The organism is Senegalia massiliensis (assembly GCF_009911265.1).
Lineage (GTDB): Bacteria > Bacillota > Clostridia > Tissierellales > SIT17 > Anaeromonas > Anaeromonas massiliensis_A.
Map to the genome: position 1 here is coordinate 73,407 of NZ_QXXA01000005.1, position 11,902 is coordinate 85,308.

Genomic DNA, 11,902 nt, shown 5'->3' on the forward strand with positions numbered 1-11,902 from the left:
TATTATTAGAGAGTAATCAGACTTTAAATTTAATGAAAAATAAAGAACCATATGGTTCTTTATTTTTCATTTGCAAAAATTGTATTTAACTCTTCGCCCATCTTCGATACTAGTCCTACAACAAGGGCATTTCCCATACAAAAATATCTAAACTTTTGTGACATTCCAGTATTAGTCCAATTATCCGGAAACCCATTTAGCCTTTCTGCTTCTGTAGGAGTAATTTTTCTCAGCTTATTTGTTTCTGGGTCTTGTATAATGTGTGTACTCCTATTTTTAGAAGATTCACTCGTTAGCATTGTTCTAGAAGGTCTGTCAATTGGGTCTGGGAATGCTATAGTTCCTTCAGAGAAAATATATTTATGTCCTTCTTTACTAACTCTCTCAATTCTTTTGGAGCCCTTCATATAATTCCACTCATCTAGTGCCCCATTTAAGTAAAATTTATTATCTACCTTTCTCTCAAGCACATCTCCTAGAGTGGTATACCGGCCATTGTATTTAGGTTTAGTTTTTTCAGTATATATTTTTCCATTACTCATAACACCGGAATTCATAAATTTACAACTAAAGTTATCAGATATATCAACTAAATCATTATAATCAAAATCAATATTTTTGATATCCTTATTTGAAGAATCACTATCTTCTATTGGAAATTGTGATTGAAAAAATCCCACATTATGCATCCAGTGTTTAAGTTTATCATCTTCAATATTCTTTGCATATTCAGTATCATTTCTAAAAGCAAAGATAAATACTCTTCTTCTTTTTTGTGGAAATCCATATTCGGCAGCATTAATAACTCTCCATTCCACGGAATAACCTAATAAATTAAAACAACCAAGCATAACACCAAAGTCTCTACCTCTTTGCTTTGATGGGGATTTAAGTAATCTATCCACATTTTCTAAAAGTACAAATGGAGGTTTTTTTTCTTTTAATACTTCATTAATTTCCCACCACAATACTCCTTTCTTCCCTTGAATGCCTTTTGCACCTGTACGGGCTACACTATAATCCTGACATGGAAAACCACCTACTAATAGATTGTGCTCAGGAATATCTTTTTTATCGATTTGAGCAATATCCATATTAACATGATTTTTATTATTTCCAAAGTGTTTAATATAACATTCAAACGCATGCTGAGATTTTCTACTCGGTTCATATTGATTTGCCCAAACAAAATTCCAATCTTGAGAAGAAGCATTTAGTCCTATTCTAAATCCTCCTACACCTGCAAACAGTTCACAAACAGTTTTCTTCATCTTATTTTTCACCACTTTCAATCTTTCTCTTTTTTAATTCACACTCTATAATTTCTACTGTTTTTTCGGAGAAATTCTTTCCATTACCGTATAACATAATATCTTTTTTTATATTGTCCGTTATGTATATTTTTGCACCTTTTTTTCTTTCATTTTCACTCAAAGGAGCTCTTCCTGCTCCTTTTCTAACTCCACCCCAATTATGCTTAGACAAATATATCACCTTCAATTATAATTATATATAACTCATTATAACAATTCTATCTTGAATTTTCAACCCTCTTTTTCAAGTTTTATGTAATTAAATAAAAAAAAGAAATGTAATTACATTTCTTTCTATATTAAATCATCTACATATTTATTTTTAGGATTATATTTATATCTTTTATTCACTCTATTATTATAATCCTTCATTATTCCATTTTTTTTATATCTAATAAATCTTTTTAAAGCCTTTATATCTTCTGGTGTATAGTAGATAGTGCCTTGTTTATCTAGATGGTTTATTCCTTTAGGAATTAACCTTTTCTTTTCTCTCCTCTACCTTCTAATTCAGTCGAATATCTATAATAATTGTAAATAGTTTGTTTAGATTTTTGAACCATTCTGGAGACTTCTCTTAAGGTATAATATTGCATTCCATCTATTATTTTTATAAAATCACCTCCTATTCTATATAAGTTTACTTTTCTTTAAAGGAATGAAAACTGATATGCATCTTTTAGTATATTCTTAATTCTAAATCCCCATAATATCAATGCTTTAATAACTTTATATCTAAATTTGTTTGACATCTAAGTAGACATTAAGTAATAAATTTTGTTATATAACTACTATTATAACAATCTATACTGTCTTTATCTTACTTTAATAAATGCTTGGGGATATAATCAACTAATTCATTTTTTCTCTTTTCTTCTCTTATAATACTATTAATTAAATCCGTCCGACTTTGGTTGCTACATGCACTTCTAATGCTTAAATAGTTAAATAAATCCTTCTCTAAAAATAGAGTGGTTTTTATTCTTTCTAATGAATTATTTTTCTTATCTTTTTGATTTAGAGAAGTATTTTTACAACTTCCTCCAAAGTATTTTCTCTTTTCCTTACCTCTTTCTTGAGACATTTTAAACTGCTCTGTATATATCCATTTTTCTTTTTTCATATCGTAAAAATAGACTTTATGAAATTCATTACATTCTAGACAATAAATATATAATGAATTATCTGATGCATCAAACTTAAAGTTCTTACTCTTCTTACCTCTTTTCTGTAAACTTATAATTATCTCTTCTGGTAGATTTATTTTCTTTTCTCCAATCATTATTTCCATAATTCCATATTGTAGGTACATTAGTATTTTCTCCTTTGGTGTGATAGTTGTATTTTTTATTTATATGATTATATGCAAAGTCATATTTTCTACAACTAAAACATTAATCAAAATATAATTTTTTCCAAGGTATCAAACACATTATCTATTGACCTTTTAATTTAAGAATTATAATATTATTTTACAAGAAGGAATAGTAGTAAATAATATGAAAAGGGAGTGTTCTAAATGGCTGGACATTCATAATAAAAAAATTGAAAACCTGTGTTCAGGAAAGGGTATTAAAATTGAGTGAAAAAATCAATTATATTATAATCAAAAGAAATGAACCTTCTAAAGAAGCTATTGAAAATTTAAATAACACCTTTTGTGACATTCTACAGAAACATTTAGAAGAAAGTTATAAAACTGAACAAGAATTAATCTCTGCTTAATATTTATATTTAAAAACCCCCAAGATAGGGGGCTTAGTACATAAATATAAAAATTCTCTTTTCATAATTTAACTATACTTTCTATTTTTATTGAGTTAAGGCATTTACAATACATTTTGCTATTCTTTCCACGACTGGCACTACGACACTATTCCCCACTTGCTTATAAAGATGATAATTTGCTATATCAGGCAGTTTATAATTCTCCGGGAATCCCTGAAATGAAAAACACTCTCTTGGTGTTAATTTTCTAATACCATATTTATCTATTAACAAAGGAACATTATGACCTCCGGTACCCATACTAGCTACTAATGTAGGGCATAAATTGCTTTTGTTTTCCCTTACATAACTTCGTCTAAATTGATATATTGTATCTTTTCTTTTAATTCTTTCTTTTAATATAGGATAGTATTTACTATTTTCATAATAGTACTTCTTCTCTTTTATTTCATCTGGTTTAGTTATATCAGATATTGTTCTTGTTAATTTAATAGGCTCTGGAAAACAAAACTTATCATAATTTTCTTTATTCTTAAAACCTACAACAAATATTCTTTCTCTATTCTGTGGGATATTCCCATAGTCCTTTGCATTTAAAACTTGATATTTCAAATAATACCCTGCCTCTTCTAATGAATTTTTTATTATCATAAATGTTTCCCCATTATCATGGAATAATAAATTCTTAACATTTTCTATGAAAAAAACTTTTGGTTGTTTTTCTTTTATTATTCGTAAAGCTTCAAAAAATAAATGCCCCGTTTTTACATCATTAAATCCTTTTCGGTATCCTGCAATACTAAAAGAGGTGCATGGAAATCCAAATAAAATAATGTCTGCATATGGTATTTCATCTGTTCTAATGTCTTCAATGTTTTTTTCAATTAAAATGTTTTTAAAATTCTCCCTATAAGTAATACAAGCATTCTTATCAGAGTCATTTGCCCATATAACATTAACTCCTGCACTTTTAAAACCTAGGTCTATTCCCCCTACTCCACAAAACAATGAAATCGCTGTGTATTTTTCCCTCATCTTCTATCTCCTCTCGCAATATGATTTTTGATTTTTCATATCATAGATGAAATAAAAAAAAATATAACGATTCACTGAGAGAACACACTTCACTTTTTGTTCTATTATTAGTAAGTTCTTAAGGGTTGTAGTTATTTAAAATAAAAAAGTAAGCATTATTTTTCAATGCTTAATAAATTGTAAATATTTAATTATAAATAGAACCAATACTTTGCCTCCTTATTTATCCCATATATTATTTTGCACCAATAATTATCTTCACTATTACTTATCTAAAAATATCAATTATGTAAAATTAGTACTTTTTATATTTGTTTTATCCCCAACTCATTTAACTTTTCCACCTGTCAAGTTTTTAAAGACTTTGATGCAATACATATGAAGTCTTTTGCTCTGTTCAATGCTACATGATAGAATATACTCCTTTCTTATTCATTGTGAATATCTTTAGAATTTCTTTTACTTCTATTTCATATCTACTATCTTTCGCATATTGTTCTGCTATAAATATTCGGATTAGCCATTTGTTACACTTGAAATATAAATTATAATAAGCTTAATTAGAAAGTAAGTATTATAATTTTAGTTAATAATTTTTCTATTTACTCATCTTCGTCATTATTATCTAGATTATTAAGAGTAGTAACTTGAGATTGTAGTAAATTACTTAACTCTTTTTGTGGAATATTAAATTTTATCTCCCTCATTGGCATTTTGCTCATTTCCTTTGTCATTTTAGAAATTTGTCTTACTATAGGAGCCATTTCTATAGAAAATTTATTAGAGTATAATCTCATAGCCTCTGCAAATACAACTATACTGTCACTTATATTACTTTCACTAAATGTTCTCGTTTCAATATCAGAAATAGCTTTACCAATTTGCTTTATCAATTTATTGAGTAATGTATTAAATTTCTCATAATTATCCTTATGAAAATTCTTACTATGAGCGACATAGTTCCTATAATCCCTAACCTCTTGAAGTTTATTTTGTAAATTATCTATTTCTATTTTACATTCAAAAAATCTATCCCATGTATTTTTAGCCCGACATTTTTCTAATATCTTTAATACTTCATCTTTTGACTTCTCATTTATTTGTTTTTGTGATAGCTCATTTTCTAATAATTAATTAGCATCCAACTCTCTATATGGTATAAACAAATAAGTTTCAAGCTGATACATAGTCATTTCATGTAGAGCTTTTTCAATTAGTTCACTTTCACTCATTCCTTTTGTTTGTTTTTTATTTCTGATTTCAAATCATCATTTACAGTTTTAGTATACCAATTAACTCCAAAAGACTTGGTTAATATAATCAAAATAAACTCTCTTATTTTTCTTTCAAATAAATTTATTTTAGGATATATTTTATTACAATAATACATAGATACACCATCAAATGATGTAATAATATTATAATCTTTTCTGTGAGCACCTTTAATTAATATCCTATTAGCTTCATCTAACCTTTTTGCACATTGATTGAGTGTTCCCTCAGTTCTAAAACTTAAGTAAATTATATTCTTTCACATTTTGTTAGTTGTTTTATACTTTATTAAATAGTATACCTTATCTGTTTTTACATCAAATGAGGATTCAGAAACATTATCAAACAAATGAGTTAACATTTTCGTTAATGATTGGCTTGTACCATCATTCTTTTTACTTTCATTACCTTTTCTTAGAAAAATATATTTCATTTCCATGTGTTTCATAATCTAACCTCTCTCATATAGAATGTTAAATTCTCTTTCTATTTCATATAAAAAGAATTTATGAAACTTAGGAATACATCTAATAAACTTATGGAATGTATTTTTATCGTTAATAAAAAACACACCTATTTCTGATTCATTATTTCCTCTATTACTTACTTTACCCTTAACTAATGATTTCCCTTCCTTCGATTCCAGAACTTCTAAAGTAATTTCGAAACACCTTCTCAACCTTTCTAATCTCTTTTTCTTATATTCAAGAATGTCTGATTTATTAAGTTCATTAAAGTAATCAGTACATTTACTTTCATCGAGATAAAGATATTGTTTTAAAGATAAATAATAACCTTCTTTCCTACAATCTAAGCGATAGAACATTTTATCTGGAAGTTCTTTAAAGTTATACTCTTGTAAGAAATTAAAGTGAGTCCAAGGTCGACCTTTACTTGAACCATGGGATAGTGAACCCTTTATGTTATTGAATATAAGCTTCATAAACATCCATTGCCCTTCATAAGTTTTAAGTAATTCATTTCTTTGTGATATATTATCTTTTTGTATAATATTTGATAATTTTTCTTCATTGAAAGCCAGTTTTTCTATATGTTTATAATAGTCAAGAAAGATATCATTATCTATATTGTCACTATATTTACTCATTAAATTAAGCATCATTTTTCTTGAAAATATCTTGTAATTAGTGTTCTTAGTTTTTTCTATTTCATAGTCATAAATATAACCAGTTTTATAATATACACCAATTGGATTGCAATACTTATACTTATCTTTGTTCTCATCAACAATATTACCTAAATATGTTTCAAGTTGTTTACTATGCATTGATGTATTAGTCTTATCTTCAATAATTATAGGTAGTATTTTACCTGAACTAAAGTATAAATTAATTAATATATCTATATTCTTATATTGTTTAGCTAAGTTTACTTTATCTACTTTTTGTTCATCGAATTCTGTAGTATGTAATTCTAATATTTTTTTAATGAAATCTAATGCAAATTTCTTCATTTCACAATCATCGTAATTTATCCAATCAATTATCCAGCATATAATAGCATCTTGGGAAAGCTCACTTGTTGCATAAGTAAAGAGATTGGGCTTCATAAAATTCCTCCTATTAAATAATTATAATATGTTCTAGACTTCTGCTATGAACTAGATAAATTGCATTATAATACTAATAATAAGTAGAACTAATAGAGCAATCGATATTATTTCATTAGTTTTTAGTTTTTTATTTACTTCTTGCTGATAACTCTTATTCTCTTCTCTTATACCATTTATTATATTTATAACTTTATCAGTTTTATTTCTTATTTCTACCTTTGTGTCCGAACTGCTTCTTTCTACCTTGGAATTTAAAATACTTTCAAATTCTAAATACAACTTTTTATTCTCACTTTTCACCTCTTGCAAGTGGCTCAGCAAGTCACTTTCCATTCCCTTATATAAATTACTTAATTCTTTATTAAATTCAATATTATTATCGTTAATTTCCTTTATACTAGCTTTTATATTTGATAGGTATTGATTGTTTTTATCAATAGATGAGTTTATATCTTTATTTAAATCTTTTATAGTATTGATTAATTTTCTATATGATTCATTTTTAATTGCTATATCATTATTTAATTTGTCTAATTTTCTAATAATATCTGATATCTTCTTGATATTAGTAACTTCTTCTTCTAAGCTCTCAATATTTTTATTTAGTTTACTTACATCTACCATTATAAAGCTCCCCCTATTTTTTGTATTCTTTCTTTAGAATTCTTAATCACCTTAAGTAAACTGAAGTTATCCTCCAATGACTCATATATATCTATAATATTGTTAGGGTAATATTCGCATAGTAACTCACTTAAATCTTCTTTATTTTCCTTCTTTGCAATTTTTCCAATCTTTAATGTTCTTTTTAAAATCTTTTGTTTTTCATCTTTTTTATACTTATCTATTTGCCCTAACGCTGATTCTAGCCTATATTTTCCATCTTGATTATCAAATTCATCTAACAAGAATCTTACTATACCACTAATATAGTTTAATCCTGTATTATATCTATAACTTTCAAGCAGTCGACTTAAACTTCCTTGAATTTCTTGAAGTTTATTTTTTTCTAGTATCACTTTGTTCTCCTCTAGCTCTTCTTCTATGTTTTCACCATTCTCATAAAAGATTCTAAACCAACTCTCTATATCAGTAGGATTTTGAGCTATATGGTCTAATAAATATGACTTTTCTGAAAATCTAAAAAACTTTTCTATACCCTCTTTAAAAGTACTTGGGTCACTGTATCCATCACAAAGTTCTAGAATATTTTTAATTGATTGCCTTCTGTTATATACAATATTATCATATCCCCATTCTAACAAAATCAAGATAGCCTTTTCATATTCCTTTAGAGATTTATCTCTTAATATCTTAATGTATTTACTATATTTAATATCCTGTTCATTTGTAATGTCTAGATTAAACTCTTTATCATATCTCTTTATGTATTTTAAGAGTGAATCCATTATAGTTTTCTTAGTATATTTATTAAGTTTTATTTTTATTATTTGACTACCTTTATTCCAGTTTTCTATAGTCCAGTCCTCAATTATTCCTAATAAGCTTAGTTTATATATAGCTTTTTGTATTTCCGAGAAACTGTACTCTAGCTTCTTACATTCAATTAATTGTGTAGTTCCTTTCTTAGCAAAACTATCATATATTTTCTTCATAACTTTAAACTCATATGCTATTCCTTTATTACTATTTAACCAAAAGAAAAAGTTTCGTAAGATATCTCGACTATTTTTAAAGCCATATTTTTCTTGAATTTTAGAAATTTCTTCAATGCTAGTATCAGGATTAAAGAGTATTTCAAATTCATCTGGAGTTAATTTCTCTCTTGAGTATAGGATATAACAGTTAGCTTCCTTCTTATCCCTTCCGGCCCTTCCAGCTTCCTGATACAAAGATTCTAATGAGCCTGGTATACCAAAATGTATAGTATATCTTATATTACTTTTATCAATTCCCATTCCAAATGCTTTAGTAGCAACTAACAAAGGATACTTATTTTCTTGAAAATCATTTTGGACCTTAAGCTTATACTCATCAAATTTATCCTGGGGCATTACTGAAATTTTTACTCTTCTTCCATTCGTAGAGACAGTTTTTTTAGGAATTTCTCCAGAATACCATTCTGCATTTATATTAAACTCTCCTGAAATTCTAAGAGATAAATCATAACATCCCATACTCCCATTCTTTAGCATAGTAAATATTAACCCTGATTTACTATTTTCATTATCTAAAGTAAATATATTATCTTTTTCATCTAATCTCTTTAATAATTGAATTAATTCTTTTTCCTTATCATCTAATGATTCACTATCGTCCTTAATTACATGAAAATTTAATTCTGGTCTCGTGAATGAAGTAAGAGTTTTAATATTATCTGCTGATAAATTAAATTCCACCTTTAAATCTTCCAATACAAAACTTGATGCAGTCGCTGTTAATCCGAGTAGTGTTGATGATGGGCAATACTTTCTTATTGTTTTAATTAAATTTAAGTAAGATGTTCTAAAATCATGTCCCCATTCGGAAAGACAATGCACCTCATCAATTACTGCATATGCTATAGTTTTTTCTTTATTTAACTTTTCAAGATATTTCCGAAATTTAGGAGTTTGAAATCGTTCTGGAGACATCCATATGAAAAAGTACTTTCCATTTGCAAAATTCTTACTAACTTGATTTTTCTCTGAAGCATCTTGGTCACTCGATATGTAATCATTATAAGTTATATACTTTTTAAAAGTATTATATTTTTGGTCATACATCAGACTCTTAATAGGGCATACGACAAAACTTATACAAGGCTGTAATAAAGCTGTAAACTGATATGTTAAGGATTTACCCCCTCCTGTAGGTAAAATACCTATCGTATCATTTAATGCTAAAGTATTAACTATAATAGGAATTTGACCATCGTTGAAATCATCAAAGCCAAAAATGTTTTTTAATAAAAACTTTAAGACAGGAATATCACTCTCTTCTCCATCATATATAATCTTATATTTTATTGGGTCAGAGATACTAACTTCAAAATAATTCTTTTTATCGTTATAATCACTCCTAACAAATATAACATTTTCATAATCTATATTCTCATCAGTCCACCTCCGTAAAAGACTAAAGTCAATGTTAATAACATTATTTTCAAAGATATAATCTTTAGCATCTTTACAGTAGGTAATTTGTATGTTTGGTTTGTAATAAGGTAATTTATTTAACTTACAAAGATTTTTAATCCATATGAATAAATCTTCAATAGCTAGTTCTGCAAAATGTTCAACATCCCTAGCTAGGATATTTAATCTCCAATCATTATCATCTAATTTAATCCTCTTTTTTTGTAATAATGATATCACAAGTACTTGAAACCTTATTATTGCTGAAGATTTCATTAATTTTTCATTATAATCATTTATAAAATAAGGAGGATGTTCATAATGACTTTTATAAAAGTTTAAAATCGAACTATATTGTTTTAACCTAGCTTCTATCAATTTTATTTTTTTCATAAATTGTTCATTTTTAAAAGAAGCTTCATTTATTTCACTTGTAGTTAATCTAACTGTATCAATCATGTGTTTTTGTAAAAACATAGCTCTTTCTTTATCATTTATTCTAGTTACATCTTCGATTTTATGCCTTTGACCATCTATCTCTATAACAAGTTTTGCTTGAGGCAGATAAAAGTCTACCTGTTGACCATGAAAATACTCACCACTATCTTCTACTATATCTTCAAATGCTACTTCCGGTAGCATCAATTGTTGAATAAACTGATACTCTGGTAAATATTTAGGTATCATATCTTCAAAAAACTCTTTTGCTGGATAGTATTGTTCCTCTGCGTCTCCCTTAATAGTCCTACTCCACTGTGGTATGTTTCTATCAATAAAGCCCATCTTTTTGTTAAAGTTCTTTTCCATATGTATACTTCCGATGCTTTTTTGTAAAAATTCGGACATAGTGGTAGGATATCCTCTTTGTATTATGTTTTTAAGAACACATAGCATGGGATAATATTTATCTCTAACTCTATTTTCACCTTTAATATTTTGTATTACAAAATTAGGATTTGTGTTTGCATAGTTAGCTGTATATTTCTCCATTTTGTTACTCCTTTGATTTTAATTATTAAAATACTAATCATCTAATACATTATTTAATTCCTGTGCAATTTCTTCTACTGTAAACATAGATGTGCTTAGAGCCTTTTTACCTGCTAATGAAGGGCTAAATTCTTGTACTTCATTCTTAGTAATTTTATGCCAAATAGGTAATATTGTTTTACCATAAGTCATTTCTTTTTGAAATAACCCATCTAATTCATAATTTGTCCATCCTTTTTTTATAAAATCTTTAGATATTATAACAATTCCAAATTTAGATGATTGTAGTCCTTTATCTATACTTTTTCTTAAACTATCTCCCCATTTTATAGAAAATTCATCATACCAAACTTTAATATTATGTTTATCTATTAAGGTTTCTGCTAGTTCTCTCACCAAATCTTCTTTATCTTCCGAAGCATGAGATATAAATACATCATATTTAATTTCAGTTTCACTGTCTATAAACTTATTAGAATTTTGTTTCAAAATATCTTCGGAAATATTATCTGAAATCTGTGCTTTGAGCTCATCAATCTTAGTTTCATATGTTTTTTGTATTCTTTCTTGTTCTTTTTGACTCTTTTTATACTCTTTTTCTTGTTCTTTGCGAAATTTTTGGTTATAATCATTCAATTTTACTTTTTGTTGACTAAGTTTTTTAGTTATATCAGATTTCTTTTTTATGATTAATTCTAATTTAGATTCACATTTTTGAATTTGATTTAATTTATTACTTTGTATAGATAAAGATTTAGTTCTTTTTATACTTGTTTTTAGAATATTTATCCTTTTATTAATATCTGATTCTTTTTTCATTTGTGATGCTAAATCATTTTCAAGTTTTATAATTTTTTTATTTATTTGGTTAATGGAACTTCTTAAGCTTGCTATGCTCATAACTTCGACCCCCT

12 protein-coding genes are annotated in these 11,902 nt (G+C 26.8%); 1 reads left to right on the top strand and 11 read right to left on the bottom strand.

What is annotated here, in order from left to right; all coding sequences use genetic code 11:
• Positions 1 to 59 precede the first annotated feature (59 nt).
• The 3 genes from dcm to D3Z33_RS04485 form a co-directional block, all read right to left on the bottom strand.
• Positions 60 to 1,271, bottom strand: coding sequence for a DNA (cytosine-5-)-methyltransferase (gene dcm, locus D3Z33_RS04475; protein WP_160196592.1), 1,212 nt, complete (start codon positions 1,269 to 1,271; stop codon positions 60 to 62).
• A 1-nt stretch (position 1,272) separates the two neighbouring features.
• A complete protein-coding gene (locus tag D3Z33_RS04480) occupies positions 1,273 to 1,485 on the bottom strand; it encodes a hypothetical protein (protein ID WP_160196593.1) in 213 nt (70 codons plus the stop codon).
• A gap of 648 nt (positions 1,486 to 2,133) precedes the next feature.
• A complete protein-coding gene (locus D3Z33_RS04485; protein ID WP_160196594.1) occupies positions 2,134 to 2,625 on the bottom strand; it encodes a hypothetical protein in 492 nt (163 codons plus the stop codon).
• Positions 2,626 to 2,891: 266 nt separating this feature from the next.
• Here D3Z33_RS04485 and D3Z33_RS04490 point away from each other — a divergent pair, with 266 nt between their 5' ends.
• Positions 2,892 to 3,038: a hypothetical protein gene (locus D3Z33_RS04490; RefSeq protein ID WP_160196595.1), complete on the top strand. Its 147-nt coding sequence runs from the start codon at positions 2,892 to 2,894 to the stop codon at positions 3,036 to 3,038.
• Between the two features lie 87 nt (positions 3,039 to 3,125).
• Here D3Z33_RS04490 and D3Z33_RS04495 read toward each other — a convergent pair whose 3' ends face one another.
• From D3Z33_RS04495 to D3Z33_RS04530, 8 genes are all read right to left on the bottom strand, one after another.
• Entirely contained in the window at positions 3,126 to 4,076 is a 951-nt protein-coding gene (locus D3Z33_RS04495) for a DNA cytosine methyltransferase (RefSeq protein ID WP_160196596.1), read from the bottom strand.
• A 602-nt stretch (positions 4,077 to 4,678) separates the two neighbouring features.
• Positions 4,679 to 5,176 (bottom strand): Swt1 family HEPN domain-containing protein, encoded by a 498-nt coding sequence (locus D3Z33_RS16895; protein ID WP_160196822.1) that lies wholly within the window; start codon positions 5,174 to 5,176, stop codon positions 4,679 to 4,681.
• A 128-nt stretch (positions 5,177 to 5,304) separates the two neighbouring features.
• Positions 5,305 to 5,466 (bottom strand): hypothetical protein, encoded by a 162-nt coding sequence (locus D3Z33_RS04505; protein ID WP_160196597.1) that lies wholly within the window; start codon positions 5,464 to 5,466, stop codon positions 5,305 to 5,307.
• A 141-nt stretch (positions 5,467 to 5,607) separates the two neighbouring features.
• A complete protein-coding gene (locus tag D3Z33_RS04510; protein WP_160196598.1) occupies positions 5,608 to 5,796 on the bottom strand; it encodes a hypothetical protein in 189 nt (62 codons plus the stop codon).
• A gap of 3 nt (positions 5,797 to 5,799) precedes the next feature.
• Entirely contained in the window at positions 5,800 to 6,918 is a 1,119-nt protein-coding gene (locus D3Z33_RS04515; RefSeq protein ID WP_160196599.1) for a PD-(D/E)XK nuclease family protein, read from the bottom strand.
• 51 nt (positions 6,919 to 6,969) lie between these two features.
• Positions 6,970 to 7,545 (bottom strand): hypothetical protein, encoded by a 576-nt coding sequence (locus D3Z33_RS04520; protein WP_160196600.1) that lies wholly within the window; start codon positions 7,543 to 7,545, stop codon positions 6,970 to 6,972.
• Positions 7,545 to 10,988 (bottom strand): DEAD/DEAH box helicase, encoded by a 3,444-nt coding sequence (locus D3Z33_RS04525; protein ID WP_160196601.1) that lies wholly within the window; start codon positions 10,986 to 10,988, stop codon positions 7,545 to 7,547. Before D3Z33_RS04525 ends, D3Z33_RS04520 begins: the two co-directional genes overlap by 1 nt.
• A gap of 33 nt (positions 10,989 to 11,021) precedes the next feature.
• Positions 11,022 to 11,888, bottom strand: coding sequence for a TIR domain-containing protein (locus tag D3Z33_RS04530; RefSeq protein ID WP_160196602.1), 867 nt, complete (start codon positions 11,886 to 11,888; stop codon positions 11,022 to 11,024).
• Between the last annotated feature and the right edge of the window lie 14 nt (positions 11,889 to 11,902).

Coding starts and splice junctions, on each gene's coding strand:
- dcm (WP_160196592.1), bottom strand. CDS start 1,271: ATGAAGAAAACTGTTTGTGAACTGTTTGCAGGTGTAGGAGGATTTAGA.
- D3Z33_RS04485 (WP_160196594.1), bottom strand. CDS start 2,625: ATGTACCTACAATATGGAATTATGGAAATAATGATTGGAGAAAAGAAA.
- D3Z33_RS04525 (WP_160196601.1), bottom strand. CDS start 10,988: ATGGAGAAATATACAGCTAACTATGCAAACACAAATCCTAATTTTGTA.
- D3Z33_RS04520 (WP_160196600.1), bottom strand. CDS start 7,545: ATGGTAGATGTAAGTAAACTAAATAAAAATATTGAGAGCTTAGAAGAA.
- D3Z33_RS04515 (WP_160196599.1), bottom strand. CDS start 6,918: ATGAAGCCCAATCTCTTTACTTATGCAACAAGTGAGCTTTCCCAAGAT.
- D3Z33_RS04495 (WP_160196596.1), bottom strand. CDS start 4,076: ATGAGGGAAAAATACACAGCGATTTCATTGTTTTGTGGAGTAGGGGGA.
- D3Z33_RS04530 (WP_160196602.1), bottom strand. CDS start 11,888: ATGAGCATAGCAAGCTTAAGAAGTTCCATTAACCAAATAAATAAAAAA.
- D3Z33_RS04510 (WP_160196598.1), bottom strand. CDS start 5,796: ATGAAACACATGGAAATGAAATATATTTTTCTAAGAAAAGGTAATGAA.
- D3Z33_RS04505 (WP_160196597.1), bottom strand. CDS start 5,466: ATGTATTATTGTAATAAAATATATCCTAAAATAAATTTATTTGAAAGA.